Source organism: Microcoleus sp. MON1_C5 (assembly GCF_036701875.1).
Taxonomy (GTDB): Bacteria; Cyanobacteriota; Cyanobacteriia; order Cyanobacteriales; family Microcoleaceae; genus Microcoleus.
The window spans coordinates 19,144-41,680 of record NZ_JAUBRN010000027.1 but is presented as its reverse complement, the minus strand read 5'-3'; the positions used below and the strand labels follow the sequence as shown (position 1 = coordinate 41,680).

Annotated in this window: 16 protein-coding genes; 10 read left to right on the top strand and 6 right to left on the bottom strand. The window is 46.8% G+C overall.

Annotated features, from left to right (window positions below; all coding sequences use genetic code 11):
* The first annotated feature begins 74 nt into the window (after positions 1-74).
* Together QUA71_RS15025 and hppD are read left to right on the top strand one after the other, a co-directional pair.
* Positions 75-782, top strand: coding sequence for an SDR family oxidoreductase (locus QUA71_RS15025; RefSeq protein ID WP_190663739.1), 708 nt, complete (start codon positions 75-77; stop codon positions 780-782).
* Positions 783-1,182: 400 nt separating this feature from the next.
* Positions 1,183-2,244: a 4-hydroxyphenylpyruvate dioxygenase gene (gene hppD, locus QUA71_RS15020; RefSeq protein ID WP_333286079.1), complete on the top strand. Its 1,062-nt coding sequence runs from the start codon at positions 1,183-1,185 to the stop codon at positions 2,242-2,244.
* A gap of 20 nt (positions 2,245-2,264) precedes the next feature.
* On the opposite strand, the gene QUA71_RS15015 is transcribed toward hppD, so the two are convergent.
* Together QUA71_RS15015 and QUA71_RS15010 are read right to left on the bottom strand one after the other, a co-directional pair.
* A complete protein-coding gene (locus tag QUA71_RS15015; protein WP_333286077.1) occupies positions 2,265-2,798 on the bottom strand; it encodes a GNAT family N-acetyltransferase in 534 nt (177 codons plus the stop codon).
* The gene (locus QUA71_RS15010) at positions 2,779-4,926 is read right to left on the bottom strand and encodes a diguanylate cyclase domain-containing protein (RefSeq protein WP_333286075.1); all 2,148 of its coding nucleotides are present in this window, start codon (positions 4,924-4,926) and stop codon (positions 2,779-2,781) included. Before QUA71_RS15010 ends, QUA71_RS15015 begins: the two co-directional genes overlap by 20 nt.
* Positions 4,927-5,404: 478 nt before the next feature.
* On the opposite strand from QUA71_RS15010, the gene QUA71_RS15005 reads away from it, so the two are divergent.
* Positions 5,405-6,091 carry an HAD family hydrolase gene (locus tag QUA71_RS15005; RefSeq protein ID WP_333286073.1) on the top strand — a complete coding sequence of 229 codons (687 nt, stop codon included), beginning with the start codon at positions 5,405-5,407 and terminating at the stop codon, positions 6,089-6,091.
* A 146-nt stretch (positions 6,092-6,237) separates the two neighbouring features.
* Here QUA71_RS15005 and QUA71_RS15000 read toward each other — a convergent pair whose 3' ends face one another.
* Both QUA71_RS15000 and pgeF read right to left on the bottom strand, forming a co-directional pair.
* Positions 6,238-6,849 carry a CPP1-like family protein gene (locus tag QUA71_RS15000; RefSeq protein WP_190663744.1) on the bottom strand — a complete coding sequence of 204 codons (612 nt, stop codon included), beginning with the start codon at positions 6,847-6,849 and terminating at the stop codon, positions 6,238-6,240.
* Between the two features lie 243 nt (positions 6,850-7,092).
* On the bottom strand, positions 7,093-7,971 hold the full coding sequence (gene pgeF / locus QUA71_RS14995) for a peptidoglycan editing factor PgeF (protein ID WP_333286071.1): 879 nt from the start codon (positions 7,969-7,971) through the stop codon (positions 7,093-7,095).
* 431 nt (positions 7,972-8,402) lie between these two features.
* Here pgeF and QUA71_RS14990 point away from each other — a divergent pair, with 431 nt between their 5' ends.
* From QUA71_RS14990 to QUA71_RS14980, 3 genes are all read left to right on the top strand, one after another.
* Positions 8,403-10,250: a peptidoglycan DD-metalloendopeptidase family protein gene (locus QUA71_RS14990; RefSeq protein WP_333286069.1), complete on the top strand. Its 1,848-nt coding sequence runs from the start codon at positions 8,403-8,405 to the stop codon at positions 10,248-10,250.
* Between the two features lie 74 nt (positions 10,251-10,324).
* Positions 10,325-12,697: a hypothetical protein gene (locus QUA71_RS14985; protein ID WP_333286067.1), complete on the top strand. Its 2,373-nt coding sequence runs from the start codon at positions 10,325-10,327 to the stop codon at positions 12,695-12,697.
* 15 nt (positions 12,698-12,712) lie between these two features.
* Positions 12,713-13,603: a glycosyltransferase gene (locus QUA71_RS14980; RefSeq protein ID WP_333286065.1), complete on the top strand. Its 891-nt coding sequence runs from the start codon at positions 12,713-12,715 to the stop codon at positions 13,601-13,603.
* 264 nt (positions 13,604-13,867) lie between these two features.
* On the opposite strand, the gene ribE is transcribed toward QUA71_RS14980, so the two are convergent.
* Entirely contained in the window at positions 13,868-14,581 is a 714-nt protein-coding gene (gene ribE, locus QUA71_RS14975; protein WP_333286063.1) for a riboflavin synthase, read from the bottom strand.
* 228 nt (positions 14,582-14,809) lie between these two features.
* Between ribE and QUA71_RS14970 the strand changes: the two genes are divergently transcribed.
* The 4 genes from QUA71_RS14970 to QUA71_RS14955 all read left to right on the top strand — a co-directional run bounded on the left by QUA71_RS14970 (position 14,810) and on the right by QUA71_RS14955 (position 21,060).
* Positions 14,810-15,316: a bifunctional nuclease family protein gene (locus tag QUA71_RS14970; RefSeq protein WP_006635481.1), complete on the top strand. Its 507-nt coding sequence runs from the start codon at positions 14,810-14,812 to the stop codon at positions 15,314-15,316.
* A gap of 5 nt (positions 15,317-15,321) precedes the next feature.
* Positions 15,322-16,452, top strand: a complete 1,131-nt coding sequence (locus QUA71_RS14965) for an aldo/keto reductase (RefSeq protein ID WP_333286061.1) — start codon at positions 15,322-15,324, stop codon at positions 16,450-16,452.
* Positions 16,453-17,081: 629 nt separating this feature from the next.
* Positions 17,082-20,321, top strand: coding sequence for a PAS domain-containing protein (locus QUA71_RS14960; protein WP_333286059.1), 3,240 nt, complete (start codon positions 17,082-17,084; stop codon positions 20,319-20,321).
* A 232-nt stretch (positions 20,322-20,553) separates the two neighbouring features.
* On the top strand, positions 20,554-21,060 hold the full coding sequence (locus tag QUA71_RS14955; RefSeq protein ID WP_333286057.1) for a hypothetical protein: 507 nt from the start codon (positions 20,554-20,556) through the stop codon (positions 21,058-21,060).
* A 67-nt stretch (positions 21,061-21,127) separates the two neighbouring features.
* Here QUA71_RS14955 and QUA71_RS14950 read toward each other — a convergent pair whose 3' ends face one another.
* Complete coding sequence (locus QUA71_RS14950; protein ID WP_333286055.1) at positions 21,128-22,237, bottom strand: extracellular solute-binding protein; 1,110 nt, start codon at positions 22,235-22,237, stop codon at positions 21,128-21,130.
* Positions 22,238-22,537 lie beyond the last annotated feature (300 nt).

Sequence of the window (22,537 nt, the reverse complement as noted above, 5' to 3'; positions counted from 1 at the left end):
AAAATATATCAACCTCCCCATTACTAGCAACTTGAGTTATCATACAATCGGGACGTAAAGAAATGTAAAGGGATATGCAGGACAAAGTTGTGGTTGTGGTGGGTGCAACTGGCGGCATCGGTTCAGCGGTGGCCCGCAAACTCGCTGATGCGGGTGCGAGGCTAGTGCTCGCCGCCAGAGACAGCAGTAAATTAGACGCTTTAGCTAGCGAACTTTCGGCAACAGAGGTACTGTGCGTACCCACCGATATCACCGATTTGCCCCAAGTCGAGACGCTGATGCACAAAGCTGGCGGGCATTTCGGACAAATTGATGCCCTCGTAAACGCCGCCGGTGCCGGAATTCTCAAGCAGTGGAACAAGTTAGAACCCGCTGATTTAGATGCCATGCTTGACTTGAACTTGAAAGGCAGTTTTTACACGTCTCAAGCAGCAGCGAATGTGATGAAAGAGCGCAAATCCGGCCACATTTGCAATGTCATCGGGATTTTGGGCAAGCATTCGATGGCGATGGGAACTGCTTATTGCGCTTCAAAGTTTGGGGTAGTTGGTTTCAGCAAGTGCATGGCAGATGAACTGCGACGCTACGGTATTAAGTTTACGCTATTCTATTTTGGCGGGGTGGATTCTCCGTTTTGGGATAATGTGAGTTTGAAGGTAGACAGGTCAAAAATGCTGACTACCGACACTGCCGCCAATGCGATTATGTTTGCTCTTTCGGCTGACCCGCAAGCTGTGCCCATGGAGATTAATATTCAGCCGGAAAGTCATTTGTTTTTTTAGCTATTGAGGAGTGATTTGAAGGCAGAACGCAGCGGAAGCTGAAGGCAAGAAAAATTATGATATTTTTAGGTTTGAGAACTTGTACAGCAGTTAATTATGTAGGTGCATGGGCTCGCGCACCTTACTCCTATAAATAGCACGTCAAACCATTTTTTTGCCTTAGTCCTATTGGTGAAGGCCTAGCGGTCAAACCTAAGTTATCGCACACACCGGGTTTCTTTTAAGGGCCGACTTATTTCTACCTTCAGAGGGAGCTAGGATATTCAATCTTTAGGTTATTATTAACTGGGCGCGTAATAAAAAATATGAAAAATATCCATTACTCAATTCCTCCCTTGCAATTTCGCCTTGAAAATCAGCAGATTTTCCATTTTTCAGTTTCCATTTTCAATTATTGATTATGGAGTTCGATCGCATTCAATTTTACGTTGAAAACGCTAAAGTATCCCGCGACTGGTTTGTCGGCAAGTTAGGCTTTCAATCAATAGCAGGTTATGCCAGCAGCCACACTCGCACTGAAGTTGTCAGCAGCGGCAATGTATGTTTTATTTTATCTTCGCCCCTGACACCCGCTAGTCCCGCTGCTAGTTGGTTGAAGTTTCATCCTCCAGGGATTGCCGATGTGGGTTTTCGGGTAAAAGATATTGAATTAGCGGTAGCTAGAGCGGCTGCTGAAGGCGCTAAAATCCTAGAACCGATTCAAGAAGACCTAAACGCAGGAGGCTACTTTAAGCGGGCAAAAATTTCGGGCTGGGGAGATTTAAGCCATACGCTCGTGGAGCGAATTGGCAGCCATTCACTGCTATCGGCTTCGGATAAGCGGCCGTTGTTTACCCGGATTGACCACGTAGTGTTAAATGTTGAATCTGGGGATTTGTCAAGTGCTGTTAGTTGGTATCAAAAAATATTAAATTTTCAACCGCAGCAAAATTTTGACATTCAGACTGAGAAATCGGCTTTGCGGAGCCAAGTTATGGTGCACGCTGAAGGTGGGGTGCAATTCCCGATTAATGAACCGGCATCAGCTAATTCTCAAATTCAAGAGTTTTTGAGCGCAAATCGGGGGCCGGGAATTCAGCACATGGCTTTGCAAACTAATAATATTGTGGGTGTTGTTGCCGATTTGCGATCGTGCGGTTTGCCTTTTCTGCCGGTTCCTCCAACATACTACTCGGAATTGCAGCAGCGGCAAAACTATTTGCCCGCAGATTGGCAAGCAATTGCAGCTTGTCAAGTTTTGGCAGATTGGCAAGAAGATACTCCCGCAGCGATGCTGCTGCAAATCTTTACCCAGCCAATTTTTGCAGAACCGACTTTCTTTTTCGAGATTATTGAGCGCCGAGTTAGTTTAGTTAACGGCAAACAGGTGCAAGCTGGAGGTTTTGGGGCGGGGAATTTTCGAGCTTTGTTTGAGGCAATTGAACGGGAACAAATCAAGAGGGGAAGTTTGATAGATGATTGACAAAACTTCCACTTTTTAGGTCATACAGGCGTGTTAATCAGCACTGCGATATCTTTCCAACCGTAGGCAATTTCTTTGAGTGCAACTCCTGCTCTACTTGTTTGCTGTTCGTCTACTTTTTCACCTCCTAAGAATTCATAAAACCTATAGGCTGAATTGTCTCCTAGTACCCAAACTAGCATCGAGTTCAAACCTAACTCTGCCAATTTTGTGGCAACTGTTCTCACGAGTTGCCGTCCGATTCCTTGACGCTGATATTCCTCCAAAATATAGATGGCAAATAATTCTCCTTTATATACATATTTGCCGGTGCGCTCGCAACCACCTGCCGCAAAACCCACAATTTGTCCCGAGTCATTCTCAGCAACGCAGACAAATACCCCACTATTTTTGACGTTTGCCAGGATTTCTTGCCAACGGCTTTCTCCTTTTTCATAGGACAGTTGCGCGAGGTAATCTGTAGGTACAATTTTTCGGTAAGCTGTCCGCCAAGTATCTAGATTAACCCGTGCGATTGCAGGTGCGTCAGCGATTTTAGCTTCTCTCACAATCATCAGAAAATACTCCTTTCCCGGCCTGAAATTCTCTTTTCAAGTCTAGGCAAACTATACGATCGCGCCCTTCTAGTTTAGCTCGATACAGCGCTCGATCGGCCTGTCCAATTAACTCCTCAATCGATAAACCAGCAGCAGGTACAGTAGTAGCGATACCCATACTAAGAGTTATAAAATTACTTACCTTGGAAGCAGCATGAAAAATTGCCGCTGCTTTCAAATCGCTGCGAATTGCTTCAGCTATCTGCTTTGCTCCTTGCACATCAGTGCGCGACAAAATTACCGCAAATTCTTCGCCACCGTAGCGGGCAGCTAAATCTCCTGCCCGCTGAGCCTTGCTAGCTAAAATCTCGGCTACTTGTTTTAAACATTCGTCGCCTCCTTGATGCCCGTAATGATCGTTGTAAAGTTTGAAAAAATCGATATCGCACAAAATTAAAGACAGCGACTCTTTTTCTCGCTCCATCAACTGCCATTCTAACTCCAATTTTTTGTCAAAACAGCGGCGGTTGGGAATTTGAGTCAATCCATCCACCGAAGCGAGGCGCTGCAATTCCATGTTAGCTGCTTGTAATTCTAATTTGGCTTGTTCTAAAGCTAAATTTTGCCGAGCTAATTCTTCACTTTGGCGTTTTTCTTGTTCGTACAAAAATCGGATTGAAGCTTCAGCTTCTTGCAATTCTTTCTCTGCATATTTGCGCTTGACAAATTCCCCTAATTGAGAACTTACCACAGCTATGATTTGAAGTAAATCTTGATCCGGTGGCAGTTCTTCCCGGCAAAAAAAAGTCATTACTCCTACAACTTGGCTCCTAGCGTGAATGGGGAAACCGAATCCCGATCGCAGTCCCGCTTCCTCGGCCAAGCGCGATCGCACGAAATTGCGATCGCCCACAAGATCGGTAATCCACTGCGTAGAACCGCTTCTGGAAACCGCTCCCGGCAAACCCTCACCCGCAGCCAAAGTAATCTGCTCCTCGTTTTCGGCAAACTCCCTAACTTCCTCCGCTGCCTGCCAAATTGCCACCCGCCGCCAACAAGGAGCTGCCTCGATCGGACAGCAAAGCGGCAGGCACCAAAGCGGATCTGTTTCAGAGTTTATTTCCTCACCCCATCTAGTTTCTTTCTCAACCTCTGCAGGCGTCCAAAGCTCGCCAAAATCCCACCCAAAACTTTGGCAAATAGCTTGCAAAATTTTCGGAGTTGCACTATCTAGAGAAGTTGATTCTGACAGGATATGAGTAACAGCATACTGTGCTTCTTGACACTTTTTTATGCGTTGTTGCTTGGTAACGTCTTTGCCGATATAAACAAAATCTTGTATAACCTCGCTATCTGCATCCGGGCTTCCTGTGCTTGTCTCAAAATTAGAGCATGAAAACGCAACAATCAGCTTTAAACCTATTTTCGTTTGGCAAGCTACTTTTACTTGAGGCCAATATTCGCTTTTAAGTGCAGGAGGTAGCTGGCTGACTTTGCGTAACAATTCCTCCTCAGCCGTAATCAGGGATATGGATTGGCCGATTAATTCCGATTCGGTATATCCAAATAATTGCTGTGCAGCTTGATTCACTTTTTTGATTTCGCCCGATGTTCCTGTTACGAACAAAACATCCCCTAGGGAATTAATAATTTTGTCAATATAATCGCCAGCCGCAGCTAAGTTATCGCCTTTAATACTTGTTTTGTTGGCAGCCTGAACCATGGTTGGCTGAGAGCCAATGCTATCTGTCACATCTTCACATAAAATAATCAATCTATCAGCATTGGCTTGTCCCTTATAACCAAAAATGTACAAATTTAGATACAAATAAGAGCCGTCTTTGAGAACTCGGCTAATTGATTTTAACTGACAATCTTGCTGTCGTTCTTCAATAATATCTTCAAGAAGTCCTTCAATTCCTATCAGTTCGGGAAAACTATCGCGCACGTCTTTTCCTTCGCCTACTTCCTCATGAATGTAGGCAAAATCTTGCACTTTCACAGATATTTCTTTAATCTTAAGTTCCCGATCGACTGTGAGGTATTCAATCCTGCGTAAGGATAACAGCTTATAAAGAAGAATATTAATACTTCTGGGGCTGCTCTCTACAGTTAATGTGGGAAGCATATCGTTATTGTAGAGCATCTCTCTCAAAGGTTAGCCGGTAAAGTTAGTTGTTGTTTGGCTGCGATTTATCATGGGAATTTCTATACTGGCAGAGGTCATCACCTGTTACCGGTGGCAAATTTATGCAAACAGTACACTTTGGATTCTCCAAGCAGTTTTTTGCTTATTTTAAAAATGGGGCCAAATATTAATTTGACCCACTTTTTGTGAGAAAGCGCAGTCAAAATCATCCTCTGTTGAGGTTGAGATTTATGAAGAATATGTAGCGGTTTACACTATTTGTGCGGCACATTTTAATTTTAAATTCCCGGATATGGCTTACAACCGCTAAAGTTGAGGAACAGCACAGTTTAATTCAAATGTTTGCTTTAATTAGCACCATTCCTATAGACCTTACCTCCCCTGGGTATTTGTGTCAATTTTTGTAAACAAAGTGTTACCTTTAAGTGATATAGTATCGAAGGATTTGTATAAAAGCTTAAAAATACTCTGCTAAATGCTGAGACTTATTACCGACTTTGACGGCCCGATCATGGACGTGTCCGATCGCTACTACCGAGTTTACCAGTATTGTCTCGCCGAGACTAAGCGTTCGGACCAACCAGTGCGCGAACTCCCCAAAGCCGAGTTTTGGGACATGAAGCGCGCGCGGGTTCCCGAAACCGAAATTGCCATCCTCTCAGGATTAGATGCAGATCAAGCCCGCGATTTTGCTCAGAAACGCCGTCAAACCGTCCACACCCTACCCTACATGGTTTACGATCAACCAGTCGCCAGCGCCATGGAAACCCTCGAAAAGGTGCAGCGCGCTGGAGTAGACTTAGCGGTGATGACCATGCGCCGCGTTAGGGAACTAGATGAAGCCTTCAACCGCTGCAATTTAGGGCAATTTTTCCCAGCAAACCGCCGCTATTGCCTCCCCAACGATTACGTTAAAACCGGGGATGTCAAAGATAAGCCGCTGTTGATGGCAAGAGCTCTCGCCGAACTGCCGCCGGCTTCTGACACTTGGATGGTTGGCGATACGGAGGCGGACATTATAGCAGCAAAAACGCACGGTGTCAAGGTAATTGGTGTTTTGTGCGGAATTCGCGATCGCACCCAACTAGAAATGCACCAACCGGATTTAATTGCCAACAATTTGAGCGAAGCAGTTGAGATTATTTTAGGTCGCAAAAATTAGTCATTAGTCATTAGTTATTAGTCATTAGTCATTAGTTATTAATTGTTAGCCGATGTTACTTGTCGGAGGTCTTAATTCCACAGTTATTAGTGGTTGGCTGCTGACTAATAACTGCTGACTAATAACTGCTGACTAATGACTGCTGACTATCGCAGAAAACCGCTGACCAGCCACAGAATTAAAAACGTAAACAAAGCGATAAATTTCTCTGTTGTTATAAATGCCGGACTGACCAAAGAACCCAAAAAGCCTCCCAGCAACAAGCCTATAACCAAGCCCGCCACAGTCAGCAGCACAGCCCGACCAAATTTTTGTTCCTTGCGATTAACAAAATAAAGACAAGAGCCGACCCCAAGAGCCAGAGTCAACTGTAGTAAACCATCATTAGCTGCCGGATAAATACTCAGTCCGCCTAACCCCACATACACCCCAGCCGGCCACAAAATGTCCGATCGACTAGGAGTATCAATTAGCCGCTGCAACCAAGCTGGGCTGCCACTAGGAGGAGAGGGAGTAAAGCTTGGGGGTGGCGGAGTCAGCCGCTCGGGAAAGCGGATGCGTTCGGGTACTTTAATTTTACCTTCCTGTCGCTGCCGCAGGCGATCCATGAGGATCGCATCGTAAGCGGCTTCGAGCAATTCCAAACGTTTCTTGTCACCGCTGTACTGCTCAGCTAGGCGCGTGCGGGCCTCTTGCACTTCATCAAAGGAAGCATCTTCATCGACTTCAAGCAGTTGATAGGGAGTTGGCTCACTCATGGTAATAACCCGCTGAAGACTCTCGTTATAGAGTAATCTTAACAAGAGAGGAAAGCGGGGCGGGGGCTCTGCCGCTTTCCCAAAAGTTTTGCTGCTAGTTTTTGGTGCTTTAAAACAGGAACCAGCAAACCTTACGAAAATAGAAACTAGAAGGCATTTGGCATTCGTAAATAAAAAATAATGAATCCAAAGATTTTTATTTTTATCTTGGCCGTCTAAAATTTTACCTTCTGCCAAATGCCCTCAGAAGGGACTTGTCCCGCAGGCACTCACAATTCCCGACCACTGGACTTTTTTAAGTCGATCGCGGCGGTACGAAAAAAAGTGAGCCGAGTCAGAATAAGTACAGAAAGGAGCGATCGCCACTTGAGAAACATCGATTCCCAACTGCTGCAATTGCAGAGCATTGCAGAGGCGAACATCCAAGCGTACTTTTCCCGGTTCTGGATCGGCTAAGACAGGCGTTTCCGGCAGTTGGTGCAAAAACTCTAGAATGCCGTCGGCTGTCGCACTAACGCCACTCTTAGGAGCAAAGGTGGCTCCCAGTTCCGCTGCTACCTCCACAGATACCTGGTAAACCTCTCCAGCGATCGCCGGCCCCATAGCAATCTTCAGATTTTCTAGTTGACTGCCTTGTGCCACAAGTTGAGCGATCGCCTCTGGTAATATCTTAGCAGCAGTCCCGCGCCAACCCGCGTGAACTGCAGCAACGAGTCCCGTGCGCTCGTCAGCAATCAGCACCGGCACACAGTCAGCCGAGCAAACCCACAGCGCCTCCAATTCTCGCTCGGCTACCAAGCCATCAGCCTCAGCATAGCTTGGGGCAGCGGTTTCCGGGCCCGGAGCCACAACCGGGGACAACTCACTCGTTTTGAGTACCGCATTGCCGTGTACCTGTTGGAGTCGGTAAACCTTAGCCCCAGGTTCGAGAACTTCCGTCAGCTCGATCGGCCCCCGGGGCGAGAACTCGCGAGTAAAAAAGCCGTGAGACCAGCGAGAAAGCAAGCTGCAAGTCAGATACGGCAAGCCTTCAGAACTCTGCCAGTCCCAACTGATACCCTCAGGCTCTCCGGCGCATTCAGAGTCAGGAAAATTTGTCAAGCGATCGCCAGCTACAGTCATGAAACCTATCCATCCCCAAGCGAATCATTTAGCTTGTATTCTAAACAATCAACAATTTTGTCCGCGAAGTTTAAAGGCAGCGCCAGCTTTAAGGAAAAAATCGCGATCGAGCAGGCGGTTTTAGGACAACCGACTGCGCCGAAATTTTGCATAACCCGAGAAATATAGGCAACTAATTAACATAGAGGAACGCCAAAGCGCTATCATCAGTGTGGCCGTCAGACACTTCTAGGCAAGTGCCATCGGGATCAAAAAAACCGGATATCGATCGCGACTGAATGTGCAAGGTATTCGAGCTTGTTCTATGTGCAAAAAAAATTGCCTCAAGCCCGGTAAAATCAGTTAGGTCTGTATATAAAGACAAGGATTGCCATACATTCGATCCTGACTTCGAGATCCTTGTGCCCCCTGTTGAGTTGGGAAAAAAAATCGTGAAACCAGTTCCAGACAAGCAAATAACAGCCCCTTTGAACACCAAACAGCAAAAAAAGAACCCTACAGGCACCCGGACTCGATCGCGCCTTTTGTCCGATCGCTCACTGCTGGTGGGACTGGGTTGCCTTGCCAGTCTGGGACTGCTCAGCAAAGGCCTAGTTTGGGCCCAAGCCGAAACTCCGCCAGCAGAACAAGCCGTCCCCGGCGCAGCAGACCTCCAGCCATTATTTGAAGCTCCTCTCCCGCCCCCGGAACCCGAATACAGCCAAGTGGAGCCAGAACCATACCCTGAACCTGAACCGCAGGCAGAAGTTCCGCCGTCCGAGCCTTTCGATGCCGCACCGCCGTCCGAGCCGGAGTACGCCAGCGAACCACCTCCCACCCAATATTATCTGCCAGAACCCGCGCTGATTCCTTTGCCAGAAGCGACGGCCCAGGAGCCGCCTTTTGAAGCGCCAGTTAACCCAGCCCACGCTGAAATCGACCAAACAGACTACAGCATTGGCGCTACCAGCGAGTACCAAGAGTACGAAGCGCCAACAAGTATAGAGTTTGCAGAACGATCGACCGGCTGCGAAGGAGGTGGCGATTTGTGCGCGCCTCCTCCTGTTTCCGAGCCGGTGACGGCCGATGCCGGAGAACCCAACTACAGCCCAGAACCTCCGATCGCAGACGACGGCTATATTGCAGCCCCTCCTCCTCGAAATCTGCCAGAAAGCATTCCAGACAATGTTGGGGAAACTGTAGCCGGAAATAGTAGCGGAAATCCTGTCAGTAAGATCGGTCAAGCCGTTCAACAAATAGGCAGCCAGGTTTGGGGGGGTTCAAATCCGCCGGAACCAGCCTACGCACCCCCGCGCTACCCAGCAAACATCGGCTACTCGGCAGACGCAGGATACTCGGCAGACACTGGATACTCGGCAAACACTGGATACTCGGCAAACATCGGCTACTCGGCAGACGCAGGATACTCGGCAGACGCAGGATACTCGGCAGACGCAGGATACTCGGCAGACGCTGGGTATTATGCCGGATCTGCATCTTACGGTGGCGGCGCTCCAGCGCCCAGCATGGGACTCGGGCCGGTTCAAGTCGGTGCCATTAGTGTCAGCAGCGGCAGCAATACCGGTTTTGCTTACTACAATCTCACACCGCGTCCCGCAGGCCTGCCCGGAAATGGCAACACCAGCTTGCTGTTTCCGCTATCTATTGCTTCGGCAATTACTTCGCCCTTTGGGTGGCGAACTCATCCGGTTATGGGCTACGGCAGGTTTCACACCGGAACGGACTTGGGGGCCCCGATGGGAACGCCCGTACTGGCAGCCTATGCGGGTCAAGTGGCGATCGCCGATTGGTTGGGCGGCTACGGTTTGACAGTGGTTCTCAACCACAACAAAAAGTCTCAGGAAACTCTCTACGCCCACCTTTCGGAACTGTTTGTGAAACCGGGAGAGTGGGTGAAACAGGGAGAGACGATCGGCCGCGTCGGCAGTACGGGAATGTCTACAGGGCCTCACCTTCACTTCGAGGTTCGGCAAATGACTGACCAAGGTTGGGTGGCGATCGACCCGGGATCTCAGCTAGAATTCGCTCTGGCAAAAATGATCGGCAGTTTGGAAACCGCCAAAGTACCGCAAATGCCGAAGATGGTGGAAATACAAACCGCTAGCGGACTCAAGGATTTGGAAAACGATCTGCCCCAGCTTCCACCTCTGCCGCTGGGAATGGACATCGAAGTTCACAACCTCCAGCCGCCATTCCCGGAACTCTTAAAAGCTGACATTTCTAAGCCCAAAGATCCCGAAGCAGTCAAACCCAAAACTCAGAAGCAAGCTAACAGGTAAAAATTAGGGATTGCTGAGATTAATTTTCTTGTGGAACGGTCGAAAAGCGCACCCCACAAGAAAATTAATGTTTTGTGCAACCAGCACGCGAACTCGTTGTTTTTCGTCGTTACCACGCTCTTTTGGGCAACGAGGAAAAACTGATAAAAAAGGGTAACTTGCAGCTTATGCTAATAGCGCAGCATTTGTGGGAATTAATTTTATTTCTGATTATTATAGTCGGCCCGATTCCCTTAAGCTTGTCTCTTGCCTTCGAGAATCAGAAAGAAAACAATAAGTATTCATTTCCCCATTTTCTCCTCGTACTCGTGACGGGATGGAGTATTGCACAAGTTTGTATGGGCTTGATTTTAGGAAGCGCCGATCGACTAAATATTGCTGCGGTGATTATAGCAGAAATTTTGATTTGTGCGATCTGCTTCATCCTGATTTATACAAAAAACCACAAAACTTTTACCTTCTCGCAGTGGCCGATTCCCCAACTCAAGCAACCTTTGGGCCCCTCAGAATTCCTAATTATTTTTGCCACCGCTGTTGCAGGATTTTTGCTGTTAAAAACTCTCGCAAGCAAACCCACAACCAATTATGATTCATTGTGGTTTCACCTACCTGCGATCGCCCGATGGTATCAAACCCATTCATTTACATTATTAGATGCTGCGGGAAATTGGATTTTTGAACAAGAACAAGCCCGAGTATATCCTTACAATTGGCACGTTTTATCTGCTTTATGTGTGCTTCCCTTCGGAGAAGATTTTCTAGCAGCTTTTCCCCTGCTAATTGCGTGGGTACTGGAGGGAATTGCAGTCTATCTCTTAAGCGTAAAATTTGGAGCAAGGCGAATTCACGGTATGGCAGCAGCATCTTTAGTATTGACAGTACCGATGATGCTCAACCAAGTTAACACCATTCACCCAGACTTACCGCTAGCTGCAATATTTACAGTCGGTTTATATTTTGGTTTATCCTACCATAGCAGCAGATCGCAATCCGAACTTTCCCTATTTTTGGCAGCCACAGGAATGCTAGGCGGAATAAAAATCACGGGAATAGTCTATGCAGCCTCACTTTTAGGAGGATTAGCAATATTAGAAATTAAAAGATTCGCGGTTAATAAAAAATCTACACCAGCTAATTTTGGAATTCGCCACTTTCTCAAACCAGTGTTACTGTGCGGCATAGCTTGTTGCTTGCTTTTAGGAGGTTTTTGGTATGCGAGAAACTTGCTGCACATCAATTATCCCGTCAGCGAAGTCGGCGATATTAAAATTCCCTTAGAGCCTGTTCCCTTACCGTCTCCCATACCTGCACCACTACCTCCGGTACAGCAGCCGCCCGCTTCGCCAATTCTAAAGATTTGGCAAAGCACTTTAGCAGCTCAATTTAATCCCAGCAATATTTCCCACTGGCAAACTGTCGGCTTACAAATTATCATTAGATTGCAACTGCCATTTCTGGCGATCGCGCTTCAGGTATTGGCAGCGCCTCTGGCTTTTATCCAGAGTAAAACCAGAAAAATTAATCAAAATAATATTATTTTAATTGTACTTCTCGCCAGTACAGGAATTCTGTATTTAATTACACCTTACACCTCCGGTACTGTCGGAGAGTCGATCGGTCAACTCAGCCCTATACTCGGTTTTAACCTCAGATACGGATTTCCTTTTTTAAACGTACTCGCCATCGCCGCAGCAGCTACAGCAACTCTCTTGAGAACTCAAAATCAAGTTGTTCTGGCAGTGGTTGTGGTTAGTGGTTTTTTAGGAATTACTAGCAACACAATTTTTGATAATATTAAAAATGCTTCTTTCACCGGAGATAGTATTGTTTGGGGGAGTTTGTTGATTGACAATTTTAAGTCTAATCCAGTAGAAGGTATTAATAGTATCGTAAAAATATTACGCCCCATTTGGCAAGATATATTACCCGATCCGATATTTTATCTTGTGTCAGTGACGTTGGCTGCGATATTGTGGAAAATGAATCCTGGCTTCGGATGGCTGAATCATCTATTTCCCACCCGCAAAAAATCGATTTACATAGTGATAATGGGTGTCTGTATAGGATTGATACTAATTGGTCATTGGAGGGAAAAGCGAGATTTTGCACGCACAGAGCTGTATCGTGGTATTTACGAATATATTGATAAAAATACAGTACCCGATGAAAGAATAGGCTTCTTTTTAAGTTCGCGCAGCTACCTGTTTTACGGGAGAAATTTGGACAGACAAGTTTTATATGTGCCGTTTAGAACCGATCGACTTTCGGCATGGATTGACAACCTGCGGCAAAATAAAATTAGGACTGTGGGATTCGGGCCCCTGACTGGGACAGACGCAGCTACTAGGAAAGCTCTATCTTGGCTGACAAGTGGCCAGGGCCCGCTGCAACCAGTTTTCGGTAAAGATTTTAATACTGAGTCGGTGCTATATCGCTTGAAAAATTAAAAGTTATTAGTTACCATGAACCAAGCTAAAACTCTATTTTCAATTATTGTTCCGACCTACAATCGACCCGATAAATTAGCGGCGTGTCTTCAGTCTTTTGTTGAAATTGAATATCCCCGCGATAAATTTCAAGTTATCGTGGTCAACGATAGCACCGAAATTTCTGTAGAAAATACAATTTCGCCTTTTCAAAATCAGCTAAATATCACACTTCTGACACAACCCAACTCCGGCCCTGCAACGGCGCGAAATACTGGATCTTTTGCCGCAGAAGGCAAATTTTTAGTGTTTACAGACGATGACTGTACTGTGGGGGTAGATTGGCTGCAAAATCTGGAAAAGCGATTTGTGGAAACACCAGATTGCTTAATCGGAGGTCGAACTGTAAACGCGCTGCCGGATAACATCTATTCTACTGCCAGCCAGCAACTCATCGATTACCTTTACAGTTACTATAATGCTATTGGCGATCGCGCGCAATTTTTCACTTCTAACAATTTTGCCCTTCCCGCTGAGGCTTTCCAAAAAATCGGCGGCTTTGACACGACTTTTTCTCTAGCGGCTGGAGAAGACCGGGAATTTTGCGATCGGTGGTTCCATTCGGGCAATGCCGCAATTTATGCTCCCGAAGTTATAGTCTATCACTTCCATGCACTAACTCTTCGCAAATTTTGGAAACAACAATTCAATTATGGTAGAGGTGCTTTTTTGTTTCAGCAAATTATCTCGAAACGCGGGGCTAATGGGAAACTACAACATCCGTCATTTTATCTGAATTTGCTAACTTATCCATTTTTCCACGCACCGGGCTTTCAAAAGCTATTAATTGCTGCATTGTTTTTAGTTTCTCAGGCAGGAATTGCTGCGGGATTGTTTTGGGAGAAAAACAATTTTGTTGAGGAATAGATTTTTATTAATGAACCGCAGAGAGCGCAGAGAGCGCAGAGAGAGAATTAAGAGTTAGTGGGGTGCCTCTGCTTTGAACAGTCAATTATTGATATAATTAATTCGCTGCTGAGGCCTTATACAAATCAAAAACCGGCTCACCTGCCTGTTCCACAAAGAGTGAGTTTTCTTGTGGGGTTGGCAGGATAACCCGCGCGTAAAGGGCTGATTGAGGAGGGTGTAAGATCTCAGATATTAGCAAGGTGCGCGGTGCGTACCCACAGATTAGATAAATCCGTGTTCTGCTAAGAATTCTGGTGTAATTGTTCCCAAACTGTTGATTGTGGGGGTTTCTTCCCACGGTTCGGGGTGGGATTTTGAGCCGCTGCGGAGAAATTTGGCGACATATTTGCCCAGAATATCTGCTTCTAAGTTTACTAAACTTCCTGGTTGCAAATAGCTGAGGTTTGTCTCACCAAAACTGTGGGGAATGACAGCAACTTCAAACCAATTGCCGTCAGCATCGCAATCTGCCACGGTTAAGCTGATGCCGTTGACGGCGATACTGCCCTTGGAAACGATGTAAGGTGCGATTTGACGTTGCCATCCCGAATTTGCTGCTGGTGGGGCAGTAAACCGCATCTCCCAAGCGTTGGCGGTTTGGGTTGATGTTGCTAAAGTGCCGATCGCATCTACGTGCCCCGTCACAAAATGTCCCCCCAATTTGCTACCGGCGCGCAGGGAGGTTTCTAGGTTCACCAAAGCATCGGGGAATGATCCCAGAGTTGTGCGGCGGAGGGTTTCTGGGGAAGCGACGGCGACAAAACCTTGCGGCAGAACTTCCACTACCGTTAAACAGACTCCATCCACGGCTACGCTGTCCCCAATGGCTAAATCTTGTAAAATTGGGTAGGAGTTGTTTGATGTGCAGGAAATTTGGAAATAATCGTTGCCTAGCGACTTCAGCTTTCCGAGAGATTGAATTAGTCCTGTAAACATAAGTATTTTTCCGTAGTCGATCGCTTATTTACATCAAACCATAGGGACAAACCAGAGACAGGAGGTTTTGCCGTCCCCCTGTCCCCTGGAGTCAATCTAAAATCTAAAATCGACAGTCCCAGATCTGTTGCAGATTCAGGCGAAGATCAAGTCATACTGGATTTAGGTGATCTTTATGTCCAAGTTCTCTACTGCCTTACAGTTTCTTAATTCTATGAGGCCGATCGAATGATTGAAATGAAAGTCGCTGGAATTGCCTTAGATGCAGCCACGCGCAGTCCTATTGTCTTATTGAGAGACGCTACTGAGCGACGGGCTTTGCCTATTTATATCGGTCAGGAGCAAGCAAAGGCTATTATTAGCGCGATCGAAGGGCACAAACCTCCTCGGCCCTTAACTCACGATCTGATGGTCAATTTCTTAGAGGCATGGAGTCTTACCTTGGAGCGCATAGTTATTCACTCGCTGCAAGATAACACGTTTTATGCCGTCCTGATCGTCCGTCAGGGAGAAGTTAAAAAAGAGATCGATGCCCGACCTAGCGACGCGATCGCCCTAGCCCTGCGAACGAACTGCCCCATCTGGGTGATGGAAGAAGTCGTCGCCGATGCTTCGATACCGGTCGATCGAGATGCTGATGAGGCCGAACGCCGGGCCTTCCGGGAATTTATCTCAAACCTCCGTCCAGAGGATTTGATCAAGAGAAGCGGCTTCAGCCCGGGCGAAACTTCCTGACATTTATGCGCTATCGACGGTTTGGCAAAACGGAGTTGCACCTGTCGGTATTTTCCTTGGGAACCATGCGCTATTTGGCTTCTGAGGAAACTGCCTGTCAGACTGTACAACAGGCGGTGTCTCAGGGAATCAATCACCTGGAAACTGCGGCTGGTTACGGTTGCAGCGAGGAATATCTTGGCGCGGCCCTTTCGGCTGGTTTGTCTGTCGATCGATCGCGCCTCCACGTCACTACAAAAATTTCCCCAACGGAGGATGCAGCAGCCATGGAACGCTGCATCGACGCATCCCTCAAACGCCTGAATTTAGACTATATCGATTGTCTGGCAATTCACGGTTTGAATACTTGGGAACATTTGGCTTGGGTGCGATCGCCCACAGGCTGCATGGAAGCTGTACGTAAAGCCCTGGCTGATGGTCGCATTCGGCACGTCGGCTTTTCGACTCACGGGCCTCTGGATCTGATTTTGGCTGCAATAAATACAGATTTGTTTGAATTTGTCAATCTGCATTATTACTATTTTTTTCAGCGCAACGCCCCGGCAATTGAACTCGCCAAGCACAAAGATATGGGCGTTTTCATCATTTCCCCAGCCGATAAAGGAGGGCAACTCTACACGCCTCCGGAAACTCTCGCACAATTGTGCTCGCCTTTCTCGCCTTTAGAGTTGAACTATCGATTTTTACTCAGCGATACTAGGATTGGGACTCTGAGTGTGGGGGCTGCAAATGCGACCGAATTAGAGCAACCTCTGAAATATGCCGATCGCGACTTTCCCCTCACCCACGCCGAACTCGCTGCGTTCGATCGGCTAGAATCGGCTATTGCAGCCACTTTGAAAACCGACAAATGCAGCCAGTGCTATGCCTGTTTGCCTTGCCCGGAAAACATCAACATTCCCGAAGTATTGCGACTTCGCAATCTCGCCGTTGGGTGCGACATGACTGACTTTGGCAAATACCGCTACGCCATGTTTGAAAATGCCGGACACTGGTTTCCCGGCAGCAAAGGCAACCGCTGCACCGATTGTGGCGAATGTTTGCCCCGGTGTCCCGAAGAGTTAGACATCCCCAGCCTCCTCAAAGATACTCACCAGCGACTGGGCGGCAAAGCAGGCAGGCGGTTGTGGGATTGAAAAAAAGGTGATGAAGGGAAAAGGCCATCGAGCGTATCTAAGTGTTGCAATAATTACGTTAAACTTTGGTTTAAGTGAATTTACTCTAGAGTCGATCGAAAAACTACTTAGCTTGCGGACTGTCTGCAGGCATTGGTGTCCACTTAACGTCTTATGTTGTACCAATCTACTGTTTGAGTTCATAGTCTTCCTGATCCCCCCTAACCCCCCAGGGACAAGAGCGTCAAAGTCCCCCTTCTTAAGGGGGATTTACGGGGAGCGAGACTCGGCTATAAACGAGAGATACAAATGGTTTTAGTCTGAAGTTGACACCCATGTCCCCTGTCTGCTCGCAACAAACTTTAAATAGGAGCCGACAGTATATGGAAAAACAACTAAATAAGACAATCTGATTGAACACCGAGAAATTGATTTATTTAAAAATATCCCAGTCATTTTCTTGCTTTATTGCCCCCGGCGAGAGCTAACAATTTTATGATGAGTGATTAAGCGAACTCGATATAAAATATAAAATCGTTCGACTGAGCGCTCACGCCGAAGTCTAAAATCTCAAATCTCAAATCTCACCTTGATTCCCTTCCCGATTAATTGATGGCCTGTCATCTAAAACCGATCCCGTATTTACTACTATGGCTCATACTCAGTTAAACGACAGCCAGCCAAATTGTCTGCCGCAAACTAAAGTGGCGACTTCCGAAAGAAGATTGAAAGCAGCTTTCAAGCCGTGTACCTACAACTTATCGGTTACCAGAAAACAGCTAATCGGACTGCTGACTTTACAAACAATCTTGCCCGTCGGACTAACGGCAGCAGCACTTTGGCTAACATCGGCAGTTGGAAGCAATCAACTGCAAAATCAAGCTAAATCCGAACTGAGCCTTAGTGAAATTAACTACAACCTCCAACTCGATAGCGCCGCCGACCGTTTGCAAAACTCTTCTGACAGCAAAACGATCGCCCAAACAGCCTTAGCTTACAACAGCGGTAAACAAACAACATCTGATTTGCGAAAATCAGTCAAGCAAATTTTGGAAAATCAAGTCAAAACAGGGGAAATAGACAGCGCAGCTTTAGTGGGAAAAAACAGGCAGATTGTGGTTAGCGTCAACTCCAACCAGAAGGGAAAAAGTTTTAACCTGCAAAAAATAGTCGATCGAGTATTCGCTGCAAAACAGCCAATTACGGCTACCGAAATCATTGCCAAATCAGAAGTTCAGGAACAATTGGGATCTTTGCCGCCCGGAAAGGGCGATCGCCCTGTTCTCCTCCGCTACGCAGCAACTCCCGTAAAAGATCCAAAAACTCAGACAGTGATTGCTGCCTTAGTATTAGGAAAAATAATCAGCCAAACGTCGGTAGTTGCTAGCAGCAAAATTCTCAATTTACAGGGCGGGGGATATCAGGCTATATACGCACCGCTGGCTGACGGCAAATTTGTTTTGGCAAGTTCGCAAACATTTACAAAAAACCAACAGTTACCAGACTTGCTGGCAGAGAAATCGCTGCTGAAATCTGCACTCGCCGCCGGCGGCAAACCAGTCGCCGGAAACGTACAAACAGGCAGTCAAACTTATGCAGTAGCTGCCAAGTCCCTTGGCAATTTAGCGGGAAAACCCGCAGCAATTTTAGTGCGATTCATCCCCAAAACCTCGATCGCAACTGGGTGGGGCAATAACTGGCTGCTGGCACTGTCTGCGGCTGCCGTTGTCCCCTTCGCCTTGGCAGTTGCAGTCACCCGCCGGATTGCCAAACCCACAAACTCAGATTTATCCACAGCAGACGGGAATGAGGCATCTAACTCCACCGCCGAACCGCAGCAGCGACCCCGGAAGTTGGATCTAATTTATGACAATTTAAATTTCGGCGAATTCCCCGATTTATTCAAAAAATCGAGTTTAGATGGTCAATTAGCCGTCGATTTTCGATATAAAAAAATTGCGGGCGATCCTCTTCGACCGCTTCGCCAACGCCCGATCGCAAATTCCCACATCCCGCTCGCTTTCCAACCCCTAGAATTGCCCGAAAACTCCATCTCAAACCAGTCGCGGCAGGTACATACAGAACTAGAAAAAAGCGAGATAGCCTTAAATCTAGTCCAGGAAGCTTGGCAAGACTTAAATCGCCTCAACTTGGAATTGCAGCCAGAAATACTCGATCGCCAAAACACTCAAAAAGCCCTGCGAAAGAGCGAAGCACTGCTGCAAGCGATTTTAGACAACTCAACAGCAGTAATTTACATCAAAGATGTTGACGGAAAATACCTGCTCACCAACCGCCATTTTGACAATTTGTTCGACATCGCAAAAGAGCAAATAACAGGGAAAACCGACCGTGATATTTTTCCCCAAGACAAAGCAGCAGCTTTGCGAGAAAATGACCTGAAAGTTCTCGAATCCTCCTCGCCCCTAACCATCGAAGAAATCATCCCTCAAGACGATGGCCCGCACACTTATATTTCTCTGAAATTTCCCCTCTGCAACTCCGAAGGTAAAGCTTATGCAGTCGGTACAATTTCTACAGATGTGAGCGATCGCAAACTTGCCGAACTCACCCTAGAAAAAGCCAAAGCAGAACTAGAAATAGAAGTCGAACAGCGCACCCTATTCCTCAAACAAGCCAACGAACTCTTGCGGTTTGAACTCGCCGCCAGAGCCCGCGGCGCCATCACAGTCAGACAAATGACCGCTCAGGTAGCCCGACACGCCAGAACAGTTGACGGCATTCTAGGTGCTTCTCTTGACCTAATTTTTCTAGTAGATCGATTGGGAAAATATACCTATGTCAGCCGCACCGCCGCTCAAGCGGCCGGCCTGAACCCCAGAGAAATGATTGGCAAAACCTGGCAGGAATTAGGCTGGTCGCCAACAATTATGCAGCGGGTTCACCAAGAATGCCACGCCATATTTGCGACAGCCGAGCCCAAGAAAGGCGAAGTAATTGTCCCCACGGCAAACTGGGGAACCCGCGACTACGAGTACATTCTCAGTCCGGTTTGTGCCACAGACGGCAGCGTCGAAGCCGTAGTGGCGACACTCCGGGATATCACCGAACGCAAAGATGCGGAGGAAGCGTGGCAGTTGGCCAAAGAAGCAGCAGAACTCGCCAACCGCGCCAAGAGTGCTTTTCTGGCAAACATGAGCCACGAGTTACGCACTCCCCTCAACGCGATTATCGGCTACAGCGATATGCTGGTGGAAGATGCCGAAGAGTTAGGCAACTTAGAGGTAGTCTCGGATTTAGACAAAATTCGCACTGCTGGCAAACACTTGCTGCACCTAATTGACGACATTCTCGACATTTCCAAAATTGAAGCTGACAAGATGGAGATTTACCTCGAAAGCTTCGATGTTGGAGGCTTAATCGAGGAGGTGGTAACAACTATCAAACCGCTAATGGATAAAAACGGCAATACTTTGGAAGTATTGATCTCTGACAATATCGGCGCGATGCACGGCGATTTGATGAAAGTGCGGCAGGTAATGCTGAATTTGCTCAGCAATGCTGCTAAGTTTTGTGCGAATGGGACGATCGTGCTGGGTGTCGAAAGAATTACCAGTGAAGAATTAAAAAATAAATATCAACCGAGAGTTGCTCAAATGTTAATTTTGGATGCAGACTTTTTAATTTTTCGAGTGACGGACACGGGCATCGGCATGACACAAGAACAGCAAGAGCGACTGTTCCAACCTTTTACTCAAGCTGACAATTCAACTACTCGCAAGTACGGCGGTACGGGTTTGGGCCTGACTATCAGCCAGCGTTTTTGTCAGATGATGGGCGGCGATATTGAAGTAACTAGCGAGTTAGATTGCGGTTCTACTTTTACTGCTTTTCTGCCTGCTTCATTGTTTAAGCGCTCGGAATTTTAACATGACTGTAGGGGCGGGTTTTACCAACAATAAAAGAAAAAAAAAACAATCTAATAAACCCGCCCCCACACAACAAAAAATCGCAATGTACATCTTTTGCCTCTAATAAAATGTAAGGTTGATGTAGGTTATGTGCTGTGCGCGGGCGGGTTTTCTAGATGGCGAGTTTCCGACATAAATGGTTGGTAAAATGCGACCCTACGGGAAATATATAAAAAATAAAACAATAATTATGAAATACGATGTTTATCCCCGCAAGAATTGCATTTTGACAAAAAGTTTATTTTTGTTCCTTATGGCGGCTTCTGCGTGCTTCGGAGCCTTGCTGTGGGGACAATCTGCCGCATATTCCCAGCAGCCGAGCTGCCCGACTGGCAACGCTGCTAATTTCCCGCCGCCCCCGCTTTCGCAAACCGAAAAAAGTGTGCCGAGTCTGTGGTTAGCTCAAAAACTCTATGGCGGAAAATTGCTCGATCGCTGGTTTGTCGATCCCGGCAATACTTGGGTAATAATCATAGTCAACCGCCAACTTTGGAGTTTGCTCGATTATATGGAACGCTATCAGTTTGTTAACCGCTTTGGCACTGTCGCCAACGATTACGGTTACAATGTGCGAGTTTGCAACCGTCAAGGCACTGCTTTGGCAGTTTATTCGTGCCAGGGCGATCGGCTTAACTGTCGCATTGATTTAGAATCTCTCTCAAATCCGGGTATTCGAGGAAGGGTGAAAGGATTTTAGTAGGGTGCGTCAGTCGCGAGTAATTTTCTGGATAATCGATAAATCAAGAGCTGACGCACTCTACATTTTAACTTCTCACTACTTGCCTAGTTTCTTGCCAGAGCGATCGATATTGGGCAATCCCCGCATCCCCAAACGGCAGCAGAAAGTCGCTAGCAGCAAGAATCTTCGCATCTGGCAACAACACAGAATTAGTGCGAACAGCTTCCGGCAAATCCTCGGGTTTCATGCCGACAATTATCGGCGAACTAGCCTTAGCCAGCAAAGATAATTGAGGAGCAACCCGAGGCTGCAAGCAAAAATCAATCCATTTTTCCACTAAAGAAACTGGATTCCCTGATGCTGGTTCTACCCACAAATCTGTCCAAAGTGCAGTTCCCGAAACTGGAATTACTAAAGCAATATCCTTTTGAGTTTGCAGCAGCGGCAGCAAGTCCCCAGAGGAACCTACTGCCAACCAAGTATCGCCTAAAATTAATGGTTGCAGGTAAGCGTCAGAACTATAAAGTTTAACTTGTTGGTGCAGATTTGCGAGTTCTTTTTTAAGATTTGGGACTCGATCTAATTGCTGCGTATTGTAAGATTTTCCGAGTTTTTTTAATGTTAAACCGATAACTTCTCTGGCACTGTCTGGCAGAGAAATTCGATCGCGTAATTCCGATCGCCACAAGTCTTTCCAATCTGTCGGAGTCCACCCCAAAGCCTTAAATTTGTCGGTTCGATAAGCAATTACCGTACTTCCCCAGCGGTAAGGTGCAGCCCACACTTTACCTTGAGGATCTAATTTACCCTCATCGTTGCGCCTGACGAGTTTTTGCCATCTTTCTGGCAATTGTGGCCAATTAGCAAACTTAGCAGGATCGATCGGCTTAATCAATTTTTGCCTAATTGCCAAAGTCAGCCAGTAATCTCCCAACATCACCAAGTTAGCTTGATTTTTTGATTGGGGAACCTGTTTCCACTCCTGCAACAGGGCGAATAATTCTTTTAATTGTCCTTCTTGCGTTACCTGCAAAAGCGGAGACGGTTGTACATCGCGGCTAAATTTGCTTACCAGTTGGGCCGGAATACCGTTTTTGAGCGATCGAATTTTGAGAATGGGCTTCGAGTCGCACCCTGCCGCCAATTGACTTAAAGTTAGGGTGGCGGCCCCCAATAGCAAAGACCTTCGTTTCACCTGTGAATCCGCTTTCTAAATATTGACCGATCGTTTTGTGTTCTACAGCCCGGGAAATAATTGTTTGTCGAGTCCGGTAGTTGGCGCCGATTTGTCTTATTTCTTCCTCAAACACAGAGCCATTGTACTCGGTTCTGCTGCGGTCTGAGTCTGTTGGACTCTTGCCCAGATTTTACCTTCTACCTTGTCGATCGAGCTTTCCGATGCCGAAAACTCCGTCAACTTAACGCCTAATTTCTTTGCTCCAAGTTCCTTTGAGCCAGTTTTGCTCGCCAGCCGGCTCGATCGACTGCATCTGTG

Bases quoted from the DNA above. Each gene is read 5' to 3' on its own strand.
- QUA71_RS15025 (WP_190663739.1), top strand. From the start codon at position 75: ATGCAGGACAAAGTTGTGGTTGTGGTGGGTGCAACTGGCGGCATCGGT.
- hppD (WP_333286079.1), top strand. From the start codon at position 1,183: ATGGAGTTCGATCGCATTCAATTTTACGTTGAAAACGCTAAAGTATCC.
- QUA71_RS15015 (WP_333286077.1), bottom strand. From the start codon at position 2,798: ATGATTGTGAGAGAAGCTAAAATCGCTGACGCACCTGCAATCGCACGG.
- QUA71_RS15010 (WP_333286075.1), bottom strand. From the start codon at position 4,926: ATGCTCTACAATAACGATATGCTTCCCACATTAACTGTAGAGAGCAGC.
- QUA71_RS15005 (WP_333286073.1), top strand. From the start codon at position 5,405: ATGCTGAGACTTATTACCGACTTTGACGGCCCGATCATGGACGTGTCC.
- QUA71_RS15000 (WP_190663744.1), bottom strand. From the start codon at position 6,849: ATGAGTGAGCCAACTCCCTATCAACTGCTTGAAGTCGATGAAGATGCT.
- pgeF (WP_333286071.1), bottom strand. From the start codon at position 7,971: ATGACTGTAGCTGGCGATCGCTTGACAAATTTTCCTGACTCTGAATGC.
- QUA71_RS14980 (WP_333286065.1), top strand. From the start codon at position 12,713: ATGAACCAAGCTAAAACTCTATTTTCAATTATTGTTCCGACCTACAAT.
- ribE (WP_333286063.1), bottom strand. From the start codon at position 14,581: ATGTTTACAGGACTAATTCAATCTCTCGGAAAGCTGAAGTCGCTAGGC.
- QUA71_RS14970 (WP_006635481.1), top strand. From the start codon at position 14,810: ATGATTGAAATGAAAGTCGCTGGAATTGCCTTAGATGCAGCCACGCGC.
- QUA71_RS14965 (WP_333286061.1), top strand. From the start codon at position 15,322: ATGCGCTATCGACGGTTTGGCAAAACGGAGTTGCACCTGTCGGTATTT.
- QUA71_RS14960 (WP_333286059.1), top strand. From the start codon at position 17,082: ATGGCTCATACTCAGTTAAACGACAGCCAGCCAAATTGTCTGCCGCAA.
- QUA71_RS14955 (WP_333286057.1), top strand. From the start codon at position 20,554: ATGAAATACGATGTTTATCCCCGCAAGAATTGCATTTTGACAAAAAGT.